The organism is Candidatus Sphingomonas colombiensis, assembly GCA_029202845.1.
In the GTDB taxonomy this organism is placed as follows: domain Bacteria; phylum Pseudomonadota; class Alphaproteobacteria; order Sphingomonadales; family Sphingomonadaceae; genus Sphingomonas; species Sphingomonas colombiensis.
Window position 1 is genome coordinate 3,069,217 of the sequence record CP119315.1, and the last position, 19,366, is coordinate 3,088,582.

At 65.8% G+C, this 19,366-nt stretch carries 19 protein-coding genes, 1 tRNA gene and 1 pseudogene; 4 read left to right on the top strand and 17 right to left on the bottom strand.

Annotated features, from left to right (window positions below; translation table 11 throughout):
• Positions 1-83 precede the first annotated feature (83 nt).
• On the top strand, positions 84-557 hold the full coding sequence (locus P0Y64_14840; GenBank protein ID WEK45064.1) for a response regulator: 474 nt from the start codon (positions 84-86) through the stop codon (positions 555-557).
• Here the strand turns inward: P0Y64_14840 and P0Y64_14845 are convergent.
• The 15 genes from P0Y64_14845 to P0Y64_14915 all read right to left on the bottom strand — a co-directional run bounded on the left by P0Y64_14845 (position 516) and on the right by P0Y64_14915 (position 14,112).
• Positions 516-950 (bottom strand): hypothetical protein, encoded by a 435-nt coding sequence (locus tag P0Y64_14845; GenBank protein WEK42644.1) that lies wholly within the window; start codon positions 948-950, stop codon positions 516-518. The two genes, P0Y64_14840 and P0Y64_14845, sit on opposite strands and share 42 nt — an antisense overlap.
• Positions 951-1,015: 65 nt before the next feature.
• Positions 1,016-2,365: a bifunctional folylpolyglutamate synthase/dihydrofolate synthase gene (locus tag P0Y64_14850; protein WEK42645.1), complete on the bottom strand. Its 1,350-nt coding sequence runs from the start codon at positions 2,363-2,365 to the stop codon at positions 1,016-1,018.
• Between the two features lie 23 nt (positions 2,366-2,388).
• Complete coding sequence (gene accD / locus P0Y64_14855) at positions 2,389-3,249, bottom strand: acetyl-CoA carboxylase, carboxyltransferase subunit beta (protein WEK42646.1); 861 nt, start codon at positions 3,247-3,249, stop codon at positions 2,389-2,391.
• A gap of 2 nt (positions 3,250-3,251) precedes the next feature.
• Positions 3,252-4,058, bottom strand: coding sequence for a tryptophan synthase subunit alpha (gene trpA, locus P0Y64_14860; protein WEK42647.1), 807 nt, complete (start codon positions 4,056-4,058; stop codon positions 3,252-3,254).
• Positions 4,055-5,266 carry a tryptophan synthase subunit beta gene (gene trpB, locus P0Y64_14865; protein ID WEK42648.1) on the bottom strand — a complete coding sequence of 404 codons (1,212 nt, stop codon included), beginning with the start codon at positions 5,264-5,266 and terminating at the stop codon, positions 4,055-4,057. Before trpB ends, trpA begins: the two co-directional genes overlap by 4 nt.
• Positions 5,263-5,898, bottom strand: coding sequence for a phosphoribosylanthranilate isomerase (locus tag P0Y64_14870; protein ID WEK42649.1), 636 nt, complete (start codon positions 5,896-5,898; stop codon positions 5,263-5,265). The genes trpB and P0Y64_14870 overlap by 4 nt, the downstream gene beginning before the upstream one ends.
• Before the next feature lie 132 nt (positions 5,899-6,030).
• A complete protein-coding gene (pyrF, locus tag P0Y64_14875) occupies positions 6,031-6,705 on the bottom strand; it encodes an orotidine-5'-phosphate decarboxylase (protein WEK42650.1) in 675 nt (224 codons plus the stop codon).
• A 2-nt stretch (positions 6,706-6,707) separates the two neighbouring features.
• Positions 6,708-7,028, bottom strand: coding sequence for a lipopolysaccharide assembly protein LapA domain-containing protein (locus tag P0Y64_14880; protein WEK42651.1), 321 nt, complete (start codon positions 7,026-7,028; stop codon positions 6,708-6,710).
• A 53-nt stretch (positions 7,029-7,081) separates the two neighbouring features.
• The gene (locus tag P0Y64_14885) at positions 7,082-9,379 is read right to left on the bottom strand and encodes a patatin-like protein (protein WEK42652.1); all 2,298 of its coding nucleotides are present in this window, start codon (positions 9,377-9,379) and stop codon (positions 7,082-7,084) included.
• Positions 9,376-10,071: an endonuclease/exonuclease/phosphatase family protein gene (locus P0Y64_14890; GenBank protein WEK42653.1), complete on the bottom strand. Its 696-nt coding sequence runs from the start codon at positions 10,069-10,071 to the stop codon at positions 9,376-9,378. The genes P0Y64_14885 and P0Y64_14890 overlap by 4 nt, the downstream gene beginning before the upstream one ends.
• Positions 10,072-10,129: 58 nt before the next feature.
• Positions 10,130-10,205: transfer RNA gene (locus P0Y64_14895), tRNA-Thr, on the bottom strand.
• Between the two features lie 48 nt (positions 10,206-10,253).
• Positions 10,254-11,108, bottom strand: a complete 855-nt coding sequence (locus tag P0Y64_14900) for a hypothetical protein (GenBank protein WEK45065.1) — start codon at positions 11,106-11,108, stop codon at positions 10,254-10,256.
• A complete protein-coding gene (locus tag P0Y64_14905; GenBank protein ID WEK42654.1) occupies positions 11,098-11,439 on the bottom strand; it encodes an MmcQ/YjbR family DNA-binding protein in 342 nt (113 codons plus the stop codon). The genes P0Y64_14900 and P0Y64_14905 overlap by 11 nt, the downstream gene beginning before the upstream one ends.
• On the bottom strand, positions 11,436-12,806 hold the full coding sequence (locus P0Y64_14910; protein WEK42655.1) for a serine hydrolase: 1,371 nt from the start codon (positions 12,804-12,806) through the stop codon (positions 11,436-11,438). The genes P0Y64_14905 and P0Y64_14910 overlap by 4 nt, the downstream gene beginning before the upstream one ends.
• Entirely contained in the window at positions 12,790-14,112 is a 1,323-nt protein-coding gene (locus tag P0Y64_14915) for a replication-associated recombination protein A (protein ID WEK42656.1), read from the bottom strand. Before P0Y64_14915 ends, P0Y64_14910 begins: the two co-directional genes overlap by 17 nt.
• Before the next feature lie 99 nt (positions 14,113-14,211).
• Between P0Y64_14915 and P0Y64_14920 the strand changes: the two genes are divergently transcribed.
• Together P0Y64_14920 and P0Y64_14925 are read left to right on the top strand one after the other, a co-directional pair.
• Positions 14,212-14,799 carry a PadR family transcriptional regulator gene (locus P0Y64_14920; protein ID WEK42657.1) on the top strand — a complete coding sequence of 196 codons (588 nt, stop codon included), beginning with the start codon at positions 14,212-14,214 and terminating at the stop codon, positions 14,797-14,799.
• Positions 14,796-15,086: a DUF2218 domain-containing protein gene (locus P0Y64_14925; protein WEK42658.1), complete on the top strand. Its 291-nt coding sequence runs from the start codon at positions 14,796-14,798 to the stop codon at positions 15,084-15,086. Before P0Y64_14920 ends, P0Y64_14925 begins: the two co-directional genes overlap by 4 nt.
• Here P0Y64_14925 and P0Y64_14930 read toward each other — a convergent pair.
• The gene (locus tag P0Y64_14930; GenBank protein ID WEK42659.1) at positions 15,083-16,222 is read right to left on the bottom strand and encodes a glycosyltransferase family 1 protein; all 1,140 of its coding nucleotides are present in this window, start codon (positions 16,220-16,222) and stop codon (positions 15,083-15,085) included. The genes P0Y64_14925 and P0Y64_14930 overlap by 4 nt on opposite strands.
• A gap of 71 nt (positions 16,223-16,293) precedes the next feature.
• Positions 16,294-18,074: pseudogene (locus P0Y64_14935) on the bottom strand (cation:proton antiporter).
• Positions 18,075-18,120: 46 nt separating this feature from the next.
• On the opposite strand from P0Y64_14935, the gene P0Y64_14940 reads away from it, so the two are divergent.
• Positions 18,121-19,332: an FAD-dependent oxidoreductase gene (locus P0Y64_14940; protein WEK42660.1), complete on the top strand. Its 1,212-nt coding sequence runs from the start codon at positions 18,121-18,123 to the stop codon at positions 19,330-19,332.
• The last annotated feature ends 34 nt before the right edge of the window (positions 19,333-19,366 follow it).

Here is a 19,366-nt window from a genome sequence, read left to right on the forward strand (position 1 = left end):
CTCGCGCGAAAAAAAATTGCGTCGAAAGTGTGAACCCGGCGTTAAGGCGCAGGAACGTAGCGTTTGTGGTCATGAGGCTGTCGATGGTGTTCGGGCGGAAAGATCGACGGATCACGCGCCTTTTGCTGGTGGAAGATGAGCCGCTGGTGGCGTTCGAGGTCGAGCATCTGCTGACCCACGAAAATTATCAGATCGTCGCCACGGTCGATCGCGTGGCGCTGGCGGTGACGATCATCCGCGAGGCGGACGATATCGATCTGGTGCTCGTCGATGTCGAACTGGCTGATGGCAGCGGCGTGGAGGTTGCGCGAGTCGCGGCCGAGCACGGCATTCCGGTGCTGTTCGTCACAGGCAATTTCCCGGAAGATGCGGAGCCATTGGCGAGCGGCCACCTCGCCAAGCCCTTTGCTCAGCGCGATCTTCTCGCCGCGATCAGCGCGATCGATGCGACGCTGGCGGGGGTGAAGCCCCGCCGCCTGCCAAGTGGATTCCGCCTGTTCACGCAGAGCGGGGCATCACGCGAGGATCGGCCGCCCTTCGTCCGCGAAGGCCGCTGAAACCGCGGCGACGCTCGCCAGCACGCCATCGGCGCGGCGTATCCCGAGCAGATCGCCCAGCAGCAATGCGGCCGTTTCCGGCGCCGTTTCGACGCGGGCGACAATCGTCAACAAACCCGCTTCGGCGACCGTGATCCGCCCGCAGCAGCACGGTGCGATCGCGATCGGCATCGAGGCATTGCCGGCAAGATCCGCCATCAATGTGCGCACCAGCGTCAGCGGGCGGCGGAATCCTTCACGAAACAGCGTGAAAATCGCGTGCGCCGCGCGCGCATCGGCCAGCCCGTGCGCGCCCATCCGCCGCATTGCGAACAGCAATACGCGTGCATTGGGGCAGGGGGGCAGCGGGTAAGGGAGGGCGGCGGCGGTCATGGTAGCGGCAGGCAAGGTCATGCGGACTTCCTCTCGGCCGCGACCTTCCATTTTTAGCTATTGCAAGTCAATCGCAATTAGAAAGGTCAGGCAGGCGGCTCATCGTTTGCCGCGAGCACCTCACCGGCGAGGTACAGCGAGCCCGCCACCAGCACGGATTTGCCGAACCCCGATCGGGCGAGCGCATCGAATGCCGCGCTCACATCATCGGCGATGGTCGCTGCCGTCGCGCCGTATTCCCGCGCCATCGCCGCGAGCGATTCGGGGGCGTGACAGGCGTGATTGGGGACCGGCACCGCGACGACATGGCAATCGGCCCGATCGCCGATCAGGTGCCGCAGCACGCCATGGGCATCCTTGTTCGCGAGCATGCCGATAACGATCGTGGTGGGCGCGCCTCCGCCCCATGATCCGGCGATCGCGGCGGCGGCGGATTCGTTATGCGCGCCATCGAGCCATATTCCGAAGCGACGTTGTTCGGGACGCAGGCGACGGACGAGCGGCCCATCGCCAAGTGGCTGCATCCGCGCGGGCCAGCGCGCGGCGCTGATACCATAAGCGATCGCGGCGGTGTCGACCGGCACGGCTTGCTGGTGCCACAGCATGGCAACTGCCAGCCCGGCGTTTTCAATCTGATACGGCCCGGCAAGCGTCGGGGCCGGGAGCGTGATCTCGCCGGCCTGGTCGCGATAGCGTAGCGTATCGCCGGTCGCCGATATGTCCCAGTTCGTGCCTCGTGCCAGCACGGTCGCACCGCGTGCGGCGGCGACTGCGGCGACGCTCGCTGCAACCGATGCGGGATAATGCTGGGTGACGAGCGGTACATCGGGCTTGGCGATGCCCGCTTTCTCGAAGCCGATGCGATCGAGCGGCGCTTCGGGCGTGCCGGCCTCCGCGGCGAGCAGGAATGCCTCGTGATCGATGCCGAGCGCGGCGATGCCGCAGATCGCGGGTTTGGGGAGAACGTTCGTAGCGTCAAGCCGCCCGCCGAGCCCGACTTCGATCACGCAGGCGTCGGCCGGCGTGCGCGCGAACGCGAGAAAGGCCGCCGCGGTAGTCACTTCGAAGAAGCTCGCGCCGATATCCCCGCCAACGTCGAGCACCTCCGCCAGCAATGGCGCGAGCGTGGCATCGTCGATCAGCGTGCCCGCCAGACGGATACGCTCGTTGAAACGGACGAGGTGCGGGCTGGTATAAGCGTGAACGCGCAGCCCGGCGGCCTCCAGCGCGGCGCGCAGGAACGCGCAGGTCGAGCCCTTGCCGTTGGTCCCGGCGACGTGGAACACGGGCGGCAGGCGCAGATGCGGATTGCCGACGCGCTCCAGTAGCTGCGTGATCCGCCCAAGCCCCAGCACGTCCGCGCCGGGGGAGAGCGACCACAAACGATCGAGCTGTGCCTGCACCGCCGGATCGGCCGAGATCGCGTGATCAGCCATGATAGCCCTCCCGCGTGACCGGGTCAGGCCGCCGCGCGCTGGTGGCAGAGGTAGGAAATCACCGTCGCCAGTTGCTGACGCAGATCCTTGCGATGGACGATCATGTCGAGCATCCCATGCTCGAGCAGATATTCCGATGTCTGGAAATCATCCGGCAGCTTCTCGCGGATCGTATTCTCGATCACACGCCGCCCGGTGAAGGCCAGCATCGCCTTCGGCTCGGCGATATGCACGTCGCCCAGCATGGCATAAGCAGCCATCACCCCGCCCGAAGTCGGATCGGTCAGCACCACGATATAGGGCAGGCCCGCGTCGTGAAGCATCTGGATCGCGACGGTCGAACGCGGCATCTGCATCAGGCTCAATATGCCTTCCTGCATCCGCGCGCCGCCCGATGCGGTGAAGACGATGTATGGCGCCTTGTCCGCGATCGCGGCTTCGACGCCCTGAATGAACGCCTCTCCCACCGCCTGGCCCATCGATCCGCCCATGAAGGCGAAATCCTGCACGCCGATCACGACGCGATGGCCGTCGATCGTCCCGCGCGCGTTGACGAACGCATCGTTTTCGCCGGTGCTGGCGCGGGCCGCCTTGAGGCGTTCGGCATAGCGCTTCGAATCGCGGAACTTGAGCGGGTCTTCCGGCGCGCGCGGGGCCGGCAGCTCGACGCAGCTTCCCGCGTCCATAAGCTGCGCGAAGCGATCCTTCGGCCCGATCCGCTCATGATGATCGCACTTCGGGCAGACGCTGAGGTTCTCCTCCAGCTCGCGGGTGAAGACCATCTGCCCGCAACCCTTGCACTTGTGCCACAGGTTGTCGGGGGATGTTTCCTTCTTCGCGACGACGAAGGAAAGGGCGTTGCGGACGCTCGAAAGCCAGCTCATTTCTATTCCTTGCGGGCGGCGCCGATCGCGTCGCTCAACGTGCGTATATAGGCGGTCACGGCGGCAGGCGCATCCGCGCCGTGCTTGCCGATCAGTTCGACGGTCGCGGAGCCGACCACCACGCCATCGGCGATACGGCCGATCGCGGCTGCCTGTCCGGGCGTGCGAATACCGAAGCCGACCGATACCGGCAAATCGGTTGCCGCCTTCAGCCGCGCCACAGCCTCCTCGATCGAGGATTGCGCGGCCTGTTGCAGCCCGGTGATCCCGGCGACCGACACGTAATAGAGGAAGCCGCCCGCACCCGCCAAAACGGCGGGCAGTCGTGCGGCATCGGTCGTCGGCGTGGCCAGTCGAACGAGATCGACCCCGGCCGCACGCAGCGCGGGTCCGATCGCGTCGTCTTCCTCTGACGGCACGTCGACGCAGATCACGCCGTCGATGCCCGCATCGCGCGTGGCGTTGGCGAACCACTCCGGCCCGCGCCGCAGCATCGGATTGGCATAGCCCATCAGCACCAGCGGAATGCTCGGGTGGCGAGCGCGGAACTCGCGCGCGATCTTCAGGATCGCGGCGGTGGTGGTGCCCGCCGCGAGGCTGCGCAGGTTCGCCGCCTGGATCGCCGGGCCGTCCGCCATCGGATCGGTGAAGGGCATGCCCAGCTCGATCACATCGGCCCCGCCCGCGACCACCGCGTCGAGGATCGCGCCCATCGCGTCCGGTGTGGGATCGCCGGCGGTGATGAAGCAGACGAGCGCGGCTCGACCAGCGGCCGAGGTAGCGGCGAACGTATCGGAAAGGCGGCTCACAGCTTCACCCCCAGCGCATCGGCGACGGTGAAGATATCCTTGTCCCCACGGCCGGAGACGTTGACGAGGATCATCGCGTCCTTGCCATAATCCTTCGCCACCTTGGGCAGCGCGGCGAGGGCGTGGGCACTTTCCAGCGCGGGGATGATCCCCTCGGCGCGGCAACAGAGCTGGAACGCCTCGAGCGCCTCGGTATCGGTGATCGGCAGGTAACGGACGCGGCCGATTTCGTGCAGCCAGCTATGTTCCGGCCCGATGCCGGGATAATCGAGGCCGGCGCTGATCGAGTGAGCCTCGGCGATCTGGCCGTCCTCATCCTGCAACAGATAGGTTTTGTTGCCGTGAAGGATGCCGGGCGAGCCGCCGGTCAGGCTTGCGGCATGTTGGCCGGAGTGGATGCCGTGGCCGGCCGCCTCCACGCCGATCATCGCGACCTCCGCGTCGTCGAGGAACGGATGGAACAGCCCGATCGCATTCGATCCGCCGCCGACCGCCGCAATCAGCAGATCGGGCAGGCGCCCGGAGCGCGACAGCATCTGCGCGCGCGCTTCCTTGCCGATCACGCTCTGGAAATCGCGCACCAGCTCCGGATAGGGATGCGGGCCGGCGGCGGTGCCGATGATGTAGAAAGTATCGTGGACGTTCGCGACCCAATCGCGCATCGCCTCGTTCATCGCGTCCTTCAGCGTCATCGCGCCGGACGTGACCGGGATCACCTCCGCGCCGAGCAGCTTCATGCGGAACACGTTCGGCTGCTGCCGCTCCACGTCCTTCGCGCCCATGTAGATCACGCAGGGAAGGCCGAAGCGCGCGCACACCGTTGCAGTCGCCACGCCGTGCTGGCCCGCACCCGTCTCGGCGATGATCCGTGTCTTGCCCATGCGGATCGCGAGCAGGATCTGGCCGATGCAATTATTGATCTTGTGCGCGCCGGTGTGATTCAATTCCTCGCGCTTGAGCCAGATTTGCGCGCCGCCGAATTCCTCGGTCAGCCGAGGCGCGAAATAGAGCGGGCTCGGGCGGCCGACATAATGTTCGAGCAGATCGTCGAACTCGGCCTGGAACGCGGGATCGGCCTTCGCCGCACGATATTCGCGCTCCAGATCGAGGATCAGCGGCATCAGCGTCTCGGCGACATAGCGGCCGCCGAAATCACCGAAATGCCCGCGCTCATCGGGCTGCGCACGGAAGGAATTGGGGGTAGTCATCGCGGGATCGCCTTAAGGAATGCGGCGATCTTGTCCACGTCCTTCACGCCCGGCGCGGATTCCACGCCGGAACAAACGTCGACCAGCGACGCGTTGGTGCGGCCGATCGCCTCCGCCACGTTTGCAGCATCCAGCCCACCCGATAGCGCCCATGGCAGCGGATGGCGAAAGCCGTCGAGGACCGACCAGTCGAAGCGCAATCCCATCCCGGCGGGCAGCGCGGCATCATCGGGCGTCTTGGCGTCATAGAGGATGCGATTGGCCGCATCCCTGTAGTTGCAGGCACCGTCGAGATCGGCGCGGACCTTCACGGCAACCACCGCCCAGATTTCGAGCCCTGTGCGTCGCGCGAGTTCAGCGACGCGCGCCGGCGCGGTCTTGTGGAGTTGCAGTGCCTGCAGCCGGCCAGCCGTAACGGCCATTTCGATCAGCGCGTCGTCGGGATCGACGAACACCCCGATACGACAGATATGCGAGGGCATCCGTGCCGCCAGCGCCGCCGCGCGATCGGCTTCGAGATAACGCGGTGAGGGGGCGAAGAAGTTGAAACCGATATGGCTCGCCCCGCCGACGATCGCCGCGTCCAGCGTCTCGGGCGTCGTGATGCCGCATATCTTGGCAGTGGTGGGCATGGTGAGATTCCACGTAATGACGGCAGCCCGCATTCGCCTTAGCCTATCGGGGTGACGGCCGGCGGATGCGAGCGACAAATTCTTTCGACCGCGCGAAGTTTTGCGTCAGCCTTCGGTCATCGACGGCAGATGCTAGAGCGTCGCGCCGATCGCCCGGGCGGCGGCATCAGGATCATCGGCCTGCGTGATCGGGCGGCCTACCACCAGGATCGACGCTCCATTATCCAGCGCATCGCGTGGCGTGACGACCCGCTTCTGATCGCCGATCACACCGTCGGCGGGGCGAACGCCGGGGACGACGAAGAAACCCTTTGGCCATAATTCGTGCGCGGCCTTCACTTCCGCGCCGGAGCAGACGATGCCGTCCACGCCGGCCCGCATCGCCAGTTCGGTCAGACGGAGCACCTGATCGTGCGGAGAGCCGGTGATGCCGGTCGCATCGAGATCGCGCTGGTCGAGGCTGGTCAGCATCGTTACCGCGACCACCTTGGTGCCCGTCGGGGCGGCGGCCTTGGCATCCTCCAGCATCGCCCGCCCGCCGGCTGCGTGGACCGTCAGGATCGCCGGTTCCAGCCCGCGCAAAGCCTGCACCGCCTTGGCCACGGTGTTCGGAATGTCGTGCAGCTTCAGGTCGAGGAAGATCGGCAGCCCAAGATCCGCCATCTCGCGCACGCCGGTGCGGCCGTTGGCGGCAAAGAATTCCAGCCCGAGCTTGATCCCGCCGACATGGTGGCGGACGCGCTCGGCAACCGCCTTTGCGCGGGCGATGTCCGGGGTATCGAGGGCGACGTAGATACGGTTACTCACGTTCAGGCTTCTCCCGGCGAGGCGATAGTGGCGGGAACGGCGATAGGCTCAACCGGCTGCGCAACAACTGGAGCGGCGCGCAAATCGGCAAGCGTGCGCTCGGCGTTGTTCAGCCGCAACCGCAGCCGCCAGCGCATCGCGCGCTGATAGATCAGCGTCGGCACGAAGCCGATCGCGAAGGTGACGAGCAGCAGGAACGGGAGGTTCACTTCGGCGACCAGATTCCCGAACAGCTGGATCGTCACCCACTTCCAATTGCCGAAGGTGAAGACCGCCGCGATGAAGGCGATCAGGCACCAGAAGAGGATTTTTAGGAACTGCATCGGTGATCTCCCGCATGGACGGGACTAGACGGGCTGGCGCGATTTTTCCAGCCTCAGCCGATTTCGCGACGCAGTGTTTCGATCAGGACGGCGGCGGTATGGAGGCGCGGGGCCTCTTCATCGAGGATTGCGATGAATGCGGCGCGCTTGATTGCCGCCACCCGCCCAGGCCGCAAGCGCGCCTCGCCAACCAATGCGGAGACCGCGATGTCGATCATCCGTTCCGCACCGTGCAGCCGGCCCCACAGATAATCGTTCTCGCGATAGGATCGGCTAAAGAATGCCCCGAAGCTATTGAATTGAATGCCTTTCAACGTCGCCTCGGCGCCCCCGCCACGAATCGATCGCGCATCGTCAGGCGCGATCCGATCGACCTGGATCGGATCATATTCGTCCATTCCCTCGCCTTGAAGCAGGGGAAGGGTCGCCACGTCGAAATAGGGGAAGCCGAGGTAGCGCAGTAGCAGATCGTGGCGCAGATCGCGGGGCAGTGCGGCCAGCGCCTCCGCGAGCCGCAGATCCGTCTCCGCATCCAGCCGCTTCAATTCCATCGAATCGGCCAGACGATCGAGCAATGCGCCCGCGTCGCCTCGCAGTGCGCGAACCTCGCCGCGAAGCGCATGGTGCGAACGCGGATTCTGGCAATCGAGATAGGCTGAAAGCGATTCGTAGATCGCGTCGCGGATCGGCAGGATCGTTTCATTGGCGACGCCGCCTTCCAGCTCGCTCAGGCGACGGGACATCAATCGCAGGCGTCGGATGCGAAATCCGAGATCGAATGTGCGCAGGAAATCGATCGTGGCCGCGCTCCCGGCAACGTCGGGCGACGTCTCGTCATAGCCGCGACCTACGAGCGCCGCCTCGATCAGTTGTCGGATACGTTGCCAGTGCTGCGGACCGGGCTCGCCGCCGATGCCATGCAACAGCGCGGAGATCGTCTCGATCACGCCGGTCAGTTTCAGATGAGCGTATGCGGCGTAGCTGTATCCGGCATGTTCCGCGGCGGCCATCTGCGCCCGGCGACGCCATGCGGCGATGCGGGATGCGGTGGGGCGATCGAGAAAGAAGGTGCGGCCGAACAGCTCCTCCACCTTCGCCTCCACCTCCGGGCGGACGGCGCGCAGGATCGCGCTCATCCGCTCGATCCGTGCCGAGCGCTTGGCGATCGCTTCCAGATTGTCGCGGATCGGCTGCTGGCGCGGCAATTCGCTGATCGCGCCGAGAATCGTCTGGAAGAAGCCGGGCACGCCATCGCGCTCGCCGGACAGGCGGAATTTCGTGCCGGGGGAGGGGTCGATATACACGAAGCGCCGATCGACCTGACGCCGCGCCGGTCGCCGGCGCAATGCGTCGAGCGCCGGGCGGAACGGCGCGTTTGCGAGCACCGATCCGTCGATCAGGACTGCCTTTTCGGCTGCATTCGCCGCCGATTGGCGCGGCAGAATGCGGCGAAGGAAAGCATCGCGCGTCGGCCATTCCGCTGCACGCTCGTTCAGAACACCGTCGATTTCGCCTACCGTGAACGGCGGGAAGGCGCCTGGAAAACTGGATGTCGCCCGTGCGGCGAAGGCCAGTTCGGCGGACGGGGCGAGCGTGTCGCGTTCCTCCCCGTAATCGCTGAACGGGAAAATGAGCCGGTGCTCGGTCTCCAGCACTTCCGGCGGAGAATGGAGCTGCAGCCGCTCCGGATGGCCGGTGAAATCGGTGACGGTGACGAACAGGTCGAGCGGCTGGCCGCGCGGCAAGAGGCGCGGTCCGCGTGGCGCGGCGGCCATTGCGTCGAACGCGTCGAGCAGCATCCCGGTAAAGCCGGGTCCGCTGAACGGCGGCTCGAACCAGCGCGACCGGACGAAATGCGAGAGCTTGCTGCGCACTTCCTCGCGTGTGTTCTCGTCGATCGCCTCCAGCTTGTCGGCGCTGCGCCCAGCCGCCATCCACGCGAGCGGGAGCGCCCATGCTTTGGAAAAGCGCGAGGCGGGCGCGGCGGCGGCGTCGATCAGCGCCTCCACGTCGCCGCGCTCCAGCCACAGGTCGGTCAACGGATCGAGCGACTGGCCCGACGAGATCGCCTGCGCGAGGAAGATGCCATTGATCCCACCGGCGCTGGCGCCCGCAAGAATATCGGGCAGGATGCGCAGGCGCAGCGCGCCTTCTTCCGCCATCTCGTCGAGCAGGGCGGCATAGACACCTGCGGTGCCGCTGAGCTTCTCGCCATCATGGCTCGCACGGCTGGCGCGGGCGAGATGCCACACCTCTTTCGTGATGCCGTGCATATAGACCGCCAGGCTGATCCCGCCGTAGCAGACCAGCGCCAGCCGCAATTCCTTCTCACGAATACGGGCAGCGTTCATGCGGCGGCGATATCCGCCCAGATCGGCAAATGATCGCTCGCCTTGCGTGCCGCATGGGAGCCATGGACGCCGCAATCCACGACCTTCAGCCCGTCCGATACCATGATCCGATCGAGCCGCCCCACGGGGCGTCGTGCGTGAAAGCTGGGCCCGGTATCGGCGAACGAGAAATCGCGATCGAAATCGCGCAGGCAGCCGGCGGCACGGGTCCATTCGTTGAGATCGCCCATCATCACCGTCGGGTGCTGGCGCAGGCTCGCCGCGATATGGGTGAGGATCGCATGCGCCTGTCTTCGCCGCCACAGGCCGGAGAGGTCAAGGTGCATCCCGACGACGCGGATCGGCTCCCCGTTGATCCGAACATCCGCCATCACCGCGCCGCGCGGCTCCAGCGAGGGCAGGTGAATTACCTCGCAGTCGAGGATCTCGGCGGTTTTCGGTACCAGCAGCGCATTGCCATGCCAGCCCATGGACGTGGCGCGCGCGCCGAAATCCACCGGCTTCCAAGTGCTATGCTCGTCGATCAGATGCGCGGGTATCACCGCCGACCGCGCGCCGAAGCGACGATCGGCCTCTTGCAGCGCGATCACGTCGGCATCGATCTCGCGCAGCACCTCGAGCGTGCGATCGGGATTGCGGCGTCGGTCGGTGCCGATGCCTTTGCGCATGTTGTAGCTGGCGACACGGATCATTGATGTAACCCAACGCCCTGATGCGCGCCCGGTTGCCGATAGCGCGGCCGAAAAATTATGGTGCCGGTTGCAGGGATCGAACCCGCGGCCCCCTGATTACAAATCAGGTGCTCTACCATCTGAGCTAAACCGGCCCATGGGGCGTGACCCCGATCATCGTTGTGACTGTTCGCGTCCATGCGTCAGGCGACGCCGAACGTCCAGCCCTCGCTTTGCGCAATTGCGTGCGTCATGCGGGCCGGCTGCCATAGATCGCCGCGTTCGGCCGCGCGGCGGAGCCACGCGGCGGCGAGGATCGCGTCGGTCGAATGATCGTCATAGCGAGGGAGTGGGAGGTGCGGCTTCGACGCGATTGTCGCCAGTGCGTCGTCCAGCGCGGCGGCGGTTCTGAGCTTGCTCATGCCCTTGCGCAATCCGGCGGCGCGCGCGGCGATCGCGGTGTAGATTTCCACGACCACCGCGCCGTGCGCCGGCACGGGATCGAACGGCCATATCGCGATGCGCGGGACGAGATGGTGGAGCAGTCTCATCCCTGCGAAGCTTGCCTTCGCAACCTGCGCCGCGCCGATCGCATCATAAACGGTGGAGGGTTTGGTCGACTGGCCGTCCAACGATTCGCAGACCCGCCAGTGGAGGAAATCCCGTTTCTCCCCATACGCCGCGCCAAGATAGAAATGGCGCCCGCGCCGCGTCGTTATGAAGTGCGCTGCCCCGAGATCGATGTCATCGCTCTGTTCGTCGATATAGCGCCACAGCGCGCGGGCATTTCGCGTGTTCGTTTCGCCCGGCAGATGCGCGCCGCGCGCGACGAACGGGGCGGAGAAGCTGAAATCGAAACCGACCAAGAGCGGCTCATCCGCCCGCGCCAAGAGCCAGTCCAGCACCTCGGTTCGCGACCAGATACCGGCCGGCGGCGCGATCAGCGCCGGGGCGTCCTCGCCTGATACGCACTCGGCCATCGCGATCCCGCGATGTCGCGCGCCCTTCGCCCCGGACCAGTCGATCGCGACGAAGCGGCGGAAGCGCTCAGGGGCGATCGCCGAACGCCGCACGTTGCGCCTTTTTCGCGCGATCCCACCAGGCGCGGCGGATGACGTTGCGGACGCGCTCCTCGTCCGCCGCGCCGTAATACACCAGCAAGCCCGGCCAGCCCTCATAATGCGGGGTCTGCCAGAAAGTGTCGGGATCCGTTTCCAGCAGCACCGCCTTTTCCTCATGCGATGCCATGACGTGGAAGCTGTCCGCCTCCCGGCCGGGGGAGACGAAAGCCTTGCCGTTAACCTTGGGACAGGGCGTGCCGTAGAAGGATGCCATCTCCACGTCCGGGAGGGAGCAGGCGAAATCCACTACGTCCGCCCAGTTCCTCATGGCGCTGCGGCGATCACTTCGGCGGAGAAGCGCGCGATATCGAAGCGCGCCGCGCCCGGATCTTCGCCGCGACGAACGATCACCAGCCCGTGCTGCGGGATCACCATCACGGATTGGCCGCGATTGCCCTGCGCGGCATAACTGCCGACGGGTAGGCCCTGTTTCGGCCCGAACAGCCACATCGTTGCGCCATAGCCCGGGCCATCCACCGGCTGCGGGCCGTTTGGCGTCGTCATATAACGCATCCAGCCGGCCGGCAGCATGCGACGGCCCTGCCACACGCCGTCCTGCAACCAGAACTGGCCGAGCCGCGCGAGATCGCGCGCCGTCGTCCACACCTGGCTCGAGAGGATGTAATTGCCCTGCCAGTCCGTGCCGAGGGTGGTATGCCCCATCCCGAGCGGACGGAGCAGCCCCTCATGCGGCAGGCTGGCGTAACGCGCTTCGCCGAGCGTCGCGCGCAGGCTCCGCGCGGCCAGCATGATATCGTTATTGGCATAGCGGAACCGGGTGCCCGGTGCCGCTTCCAGCGGCCAGCCGGTTGCCTGTTCGGTAACGCTGGTGCCGCCGAAATAGATCGCATCGGTGCGGTTGCCGGCGCTGTCGCTGTGCAGGCCGCTCGCCATCCGCATCAGATTGTCGAGCGTGATCGTCGCGCGCGGATCGCCGGGGCGACGCCATTCGGGGATCGTGGCGGGCTTATACTGATCGATGTTCGCGCTCGCCGAAGCGAGGCCGACCATCGTTCCCGCGATGCTCTTGGCAACAGACCATGTGCGATTGGGCACGAGCGGCCCGAAACCGGGCGCATATTGCTCCGCGACGATACGGCCGTCCTTCAGGATCACCACGCCGATCGTCACGCTTTCCGCGCCGAAGCTCGCGCGATCGAAGGCGCGGGCGACCAGCCCGGCGAGCGACGGGGAAGGGCGCGGCGCGATATTGGCATCGCCCATCGGCCATGGGCGAGGATCGGCGGGGAGCGGCGTGGCGGTGGTGGCGGCGGGATTGGCCCGCGCGGCGGGTGTGCCGATCGGCGAGAGATAGCAGCCATAAAGCGGTCGCCACATCGCGCGCCGCGGGGCGAGCCGCGCATCGAACGGCACGGTCACCACGCGCGTCTGGCGGTCGATCGTGGCGGGCAGGCCGGGCACGATCGCGTCATATTCGGGATAGATGCCGCGCAACTCGACCGAGGCGATCTGGCTCTCGCTGCGCCCGGCGTCGAACACGCCCTCGCAGAGGGTGAGCGCCTTGTAACCGGCGGCGATCGCCTGATTATATGGCTGTGGCGAGGTGGGGCGAATCTGCTGCGCGGAAATCGGCGTGGCGAGTGCGAGCAATGCTAGGCTAATCGTTCTTTTCACGTCGGCGTTCGTTCCACCAGGCAAGCCGCTCGGCAACCCTTTTTTCGTAGCCGCGCCCGGTAGGTTGATAGAAATGCTGCGGCGCCATCTCCGCTGGCCAGTAATTCGCGCCGGAAAAGGCATCCGTCGCGTCATGATCATATTCGTAGCCCTTGCCGTAGCCGACCTGCTTCATCAACTTCGTCGGCGCATTCAGGATATTGGCCGGCGGCATCAGTGATCCGGTTTCGCGCGCCGACTGCCACGCGCTCTTCATCGCCATATAGGCGGCATTCGATTTGGGCGCTGTGGCGAGATAGAGGCACGCCTGCACGATCGCGAGTTCGCCTTCCGGCGAGCCGAGCAATTCATAGGCGTCCTTGGCGGCGATGCACTGGGTCAGCGCCTGTGGATCGGCCATGCCGATATCCTCCACCGCCATGCGCGTGAGCCGGCGCAGCGCGTAGAGTGGCTCCTCACCGGCGGTCAGCATCCGCGCGAGATAATAAAGCGCCGCCTGCGGATCCGATCCGCGCACCGATTTATGCAGCGCGGAGATGATATTGTAATGCCCCTCGCGATCCTTGTCATACACCGCGACGCGGCGTTGCAGGAAGGATGAGAGGCCCGCCGGGTCGAGCGGGGCGTCGATCGCGACCGAGAATAAAGTCTCGGCCTGATTGAGCAGGAAACGTCCATCCCCGTCCGCGCTGGCCACCAGCGCTTCGCGCGCTTCGGGCGTAAGGGGCAGGGGGCGTTCCATCTCCGTCTCGGCACGGTCGAGCAACTTGTCGAGCGCGGCGCGATCGAGCCGCTGGAGGATCAGCACCTGCGCACGGCTGAGCAACGCGGCGTTCAATTCGAACGACGGATTTTCGGTCGTCGCGCCGACAAGGGTGACGGTGCCGTTCTCGACATAGGGCAGGAAGCCGTCCTGCTGGGCGCGATTGAAGCGGTGGATTTCGTCCACAAACAGCAGGGTGCGCTTGCCGGCGCGCGCATGATCGCGCGCTTCGGCGAACGCCTTCTTGAGATCGGCGACGCCCGAAAACACCGCCGAGATCGGCGCGAAGCGCAAACCGACCGCATCCGCCAGCAGCCGCGCTATCGTCGTCTTGCCGGTGCCCGGCGGCCCCCACAGGATCATCGAGGACAGTCGTCCGGCGGCTACCATCCGCCCGATAGCACCCTCCGGGCCGGTGAGATGCTCTTGCCCGACCACTTCGTCGAGCTGGCGCGGGCGCAGGCGATCAGCCAGCGGCGCATCCGGGGCAACGGTATCATCGTGGGGAGTGGCGGGTTCAAACCCCGCGAACAGATCGGCCATCGCACCAAGATAAGGCGCGCAGAAATTTTTGACAGCAGGGCTTGTAGAGCATCATCTAAGATATATCTTAGCGCCATCGTGATACAAAAGGAGCATTCAATGTTTCATGGTATGCACGGCGGCAGAGGCCGCCATTGCGGATCGCGCGGCGATTGGTCGCGCGGGCCGTTCAGCGTTCACTGGGAATTCGGCGGCGATGCACGCGGCGGCGGTCGCGGTCGCGGGCGGCGGATGTTCGACGGTGGCGAGCTTCGTCTCGTCCTGCTCAAGCTGATCGCGGATGAGCCGCGCCACGGTTACGAACTGATCCGCGCGATCGAGGAACTGACCGGCGGCGATTATGCGCCGAGCCCGGGTGTGGTTTATCCGACGCTTACCCTGCTCGACGAAATGGGTTTCATCGAGGAGCAGGCCGCCGACGAAAAGCGCAAACGTTATGGGGCGACCGACGCCGGCCGCGCGCATCTCGAGGAAAATAAGGAGCAGGTAGAGGCGCTGATCGAGCGGCTCGCGCATGTCGGCGAGCGCCGCCAGCGCACCGACGGCGCGCCGATCCGTCGCGCGATGGGCAATCTGCGTGTCGCGCTGGAGCATCGGTTGACCAGGGGCGATTTCTCGCAGGATACGCTGCACGATGTCGCCGCGCTGATCGACGAGGTCGCGCAGAAGATCGAGCGGCTGCGGTGAGCGTCTCGCTCGCTCGCGTGCCGACCGCGTCGGCCAGCCGCTATCTCCAGCAACTCGCCAAACACTGGAGCCACAAGATGGTCGTCACCTTCTCGGCGGAGGAGGGGACGATCGAATTTCCGAACGGCAGCCGGCTCGAAATGCGCGCGGACAGCGAAACGCTCGACGTCGCGCTGACCGTGCCCGACGGGGAGGATGTCGAGCGGATGCGCGGCGTTGTCGCGAGCCATCTCGATCGCTTCGCCTTCCGCGAAGCGCCGCTGACGTTCGATTGGAAAGAAGCTTAGGCCCTCGGACCAAGATAGGCGTCCAGCACCGCCCGGTTGGCGGTATCCCAGCGATAGCCGGCTGCCTTGCGGTGGCCGGCTTCGCGCATTGTGTGGCGTAGCGCCGGATCCGCCACGATCCGCCCGATCGCGTCCGCATAAGCGTTCACGTCGCGCGGCGGCACGAGAAAGCCGTTCACGCCATCCTCGACCAGATCGACTGCGCCGGTCGCGCGTGCCGCCACCACGGGCACGGCGCTCGCCATCGCCTCTGTCGTGACGTTGCCGAAGGTCTCGGTCACGCTCGGATTGAAGAACACGTCCATCGAGGCGACCGCGCGGCCCAGCGCGTCGCCTGACTGGAAGCCGGTGAACACTGCATCCGGCACCGCCTGCGCGAACCAGTCCCGCGCGGGGCCTTCGCCTACCACGAGCACCTTATGCGCCACGCCGCGCCGTTTCAGTTCGGTCGAGACCTCGGCGAAGATGTCGAGCCCCTTTTCCTTCACCAGCCGGCCAAGGAAGCCGACGGCCATCTCATCATCGCCGATGCCCAGCGAACGGCGCCACGCCAGATCGCGGCGATCGGGCCGGAAGCGATCGTGATTGATCCCGCGTGACCAGATGCCCATCGGCGCCTTCACGCCCCATTCGGCGAGCAGCGCCATCATGCTGTTGCTCGGCACCAGCACCCGATCGAAGCGGTTGTAGAAGCGCGTCATCAGATGCTTGACGAGCGGTTCCAGGAAACCGAGCCCGTAATAGCTGCAGTAAGTTTCGAACCGGGTGTGGAAAGAAGCGACGGCGGGGATGCCATTCGCCTTCGCCCAGCGCACCGCCGCATGGCCCAAGAACTCCGGCGCGGAGACATGGACGATATTGGGCGCGAATGCTTCCAGATCGGCGCGCGGTTTCGCGGGAAGCCCGCGCGCGAGCTTATATTCGCCGCGCCCCGCGATCATCGGAATGGAGGGCACGTCGACCAGATCGCCCACCGCCGGAAACGCCGGCTTGGGCACGGTCGGCGAATAGACCCGCACCTTCACCCCCTGTTCGAGCAGATAACCGACGAGCAGATTGAGCGATTGGTTAGCGCCGTCGCGCACGTAATTGTAATTGCCGCTGAACAGAGCGACGCGGAGATCAGACGGCTGCATGACGCGGGCGTTAACCGCGGATCATGGCGAAAACTAGGTTTTAGCCGATGAAAACCGTGAACGGATGCGGTTCACTCTTCCGTGGCCAGTTCACTTTTGCGGCGGATACGACGGATGCGCGGTTCGCGGGTGAGCGCGGCCTCGCGCCGGATCGTCTCGCGCATCTCGTCGCGTTTCTCGTGGATCGATGCGATCACGGGGCCCATCGCGACGCCGAGATCGACCAGCACCGCCTCCGACAGCTGGAGCGAGCTTTCCAGCGTTTCCGGCACCGCATCGGTAACGCCGGCGCGATATAATTCAGCGGCATGCCGCATATCGCGGGCGCGCGCGATGATCGGCAATTCCGGGAAAAGCGCCCGGATACGCCGGACGAGCCGCACCGTCAGGACAGGATCGTCCATCGTCAGGATCAGCGCGCGCGCGGCGGCCAAGTTGAGCCGATCGACCATTTGTTCGCGCGATACATCGCCGAATAGCACCGGATGCCCGGCGTGGCGCGCCGCCTTCACCGTGTCGATATCCGCCTCCACGGCGACATAGGGCTGATTATGCCGCGTCAGCATATCCGAGACGAGGCGCCCGACACGGCCGAACCCGATCACCACCGTTCGCCCCGCTTCGTCCATTTCAGGCTCGGCTTGATTGTCGGAAGTGTCGAGCCGTCGGGAAATTGCGGTGCCGATCTGCGCGAGCAGCGGCGTGATCGTCAGTCCGATCGCGGTGACCGTTTGCCAAAAGGCGGCGGTGGAGGGCTGGATCAATTGCGCCTGCGCCGCCGCCGCCAGCACGATCAGCGTCGTTTCGGACGGGCTCCCCATCAGCAGCCCGGTTTCCGCCGCCACGCCATGACGGGCATTGGCGACGCGCAGCAGGAGATAGGTAACCACCGCCTTGATGGCGACCACGCCGGTTACGGCGAGCACGAGCGATGTCCAATTCTCTATGATGGAGGAAAGGTTCACGCTCATCCCGACCGTGATCAGGAAGACGCCGAGTGCCAGCCCCCTGAATGGCGCGGTCATCACCTCGACTTCGGTGTGATATTCGGTCTCGGCGATCAACAGCCCGGCCAGCAGCGCGCCGACGATCGGCGACAGGCCGGCGGCGGATGTCGCCACGCTGGCGACGATCACCACCAGCAAGGATGCCGCCAGAAACAACTCCGGGCTCTTGGTGCGCGCCGCTTGCGCGAACAGCCGGGGCAGCAACAGCCGGCCGCCGATGTAGATCGCCACGACCGTCAATCCGCCGCGCAGCGCGACCCCGGCCATGCCTTGCCATCCGTCGGCGGAGGCGGTGGGTGCCATGGCGCCGAGCGCGAAGATGATCGGCACCAGCGCGATATCCTCGAACAGCAGCATGGCGAACGCGCCACGCCCCACCGCGCCGGTTGTCCCGACCAGTGGCAGCACCAACGCGGTGGACGAGAGCGCGAGCGCGAAACCGAGCCCGATCGCCCCGGCCCAGCTCTGCCCCAGAAGATGCAGCCCGGCGCCGATCAGCAGCCCAGATCCGATCAGTTCGGCCGCGCCGGTGCCGAATACCAGCCGCCGCATCGACCATAATCGCCGGAACGACAGTTCCAGCCCGATCGAGAACAAGCAGCAGGGTGATCCCGAATTCGGCGAGCGGCTCGATCGCGTCCGGATTGGTGATCGTGAAATAATAAAGCCACGGCGCCTTGTCGACCGAGCGCACCGAGCCCCGCAGGGCCGACCAGCATCCCAACCAGAATGAAACCGATAACCGGGCTGATCTTGAAACGGGCGAACGCGGGGATCACCATGCCCGCCGCGCCCAGAATTACGAGCGTGTCGCTGAATCCGTGATTTTCAAGTCCGATTGCCATCGCATTACCTTAATCAGACGAAACCACCGCTGTCAGGACCGTAGCAATGGAAAAACACGATATTGTTGTGGTGGGCGGTGGCCCTGCCGGGATGATGGCGGGATTGCTGTTCGCGCGCGCCGGCCTTCATGTGGCGGTGCTGGAGAAACATGGCGATTTCCTGCGCGATTTTCGCGGCGATACCGTCCACCCCTCCACGCTGGATCTGTTCGAAGAGCTTGGGTTGCTCGATGCATTGCTCGCGGAGCCGCATGACAAGGTGGAGGAGATCGGCGCGTTTATCGGCGGCCGAAGCTATCGCATCGCGGATTTCACCCATCTGCCCGGGCGCGGCCGGTTCGTCGCGATGATGCCGCAATGGCATTTCCTGGATTTCGTCGCGCGCGTCGCGCGCCGCTTTTCCGGCTTCGACCTGCGGATGGAGAGCGAGGCGGTCTCGCTGATCGATGAACATGGCCGGATCGCCGGCGTCCGCACGCGGGCAGGGGAGGAGATCCGGGCGCGCCTCGCGATTCTTGCCGATGGGCGGACCTCGGCGCTGCGTGATGCGGCCGGTCTGCCGCGCCTCGATCTGGGGGTGCCGATCGACGTTTTCTGGTTTCGCGTGCCGAAGGACCGCGGCTCGGTCAACGAGACCGCCGGCTATCTCTCCCAAGGTCAGATGGTGGTGGCGATCGATCGCGGCGACTATTTCCAATGCGCCCGCGTGATCCGCAAGGGGAGCGCGGAGGAGGTGCAGGCGCGCGGTATCGCGGCCTTCCGTGAAGAAATGGCGCGCGCCGCGCCGGTGCTCGCATCGGGAATCGGAGCGGTAAGCGATTGGGACGAGGTGAAATTGCTTTCCGTGTCGCTGGACCGGCTGACGCGATGGCATCGCCCCGGCCTGCTCGCGATCGGCGATGCGGCGCATGCCATGTCGCCGGTGGGCGGCGTCGGGATCAATCTTGCCATTCAGGATGCCGTGGCGGCGGCGAACATCCTCGCGGCGCCGATGATGCGTGGCGCCGACCCCGATCCGCTGCTCTCCAAAGTGCAGGCGCGGCGCATGTTCCCGGTGCGGGTGGTGCAGGCGATCCAGCGCGCGGCGCACCGCAATGTGCTGGAAAAGGCGCTGGCGGGGGAAATCGAGCACGCGCCCTTTGCGTTGCGCCTGCTGGACGGTGTGGCGCCGCTCCGCCGCATTCCCGCGCGTGTACTGGGGCTGGGCGTCAGGCGCGAGCATATCCGCTCGCCGGAAGCTGTTAAGTCTGTTCTTTGACGTGATCGGAACGCGCTGCCTTCCAAAGTGTGCA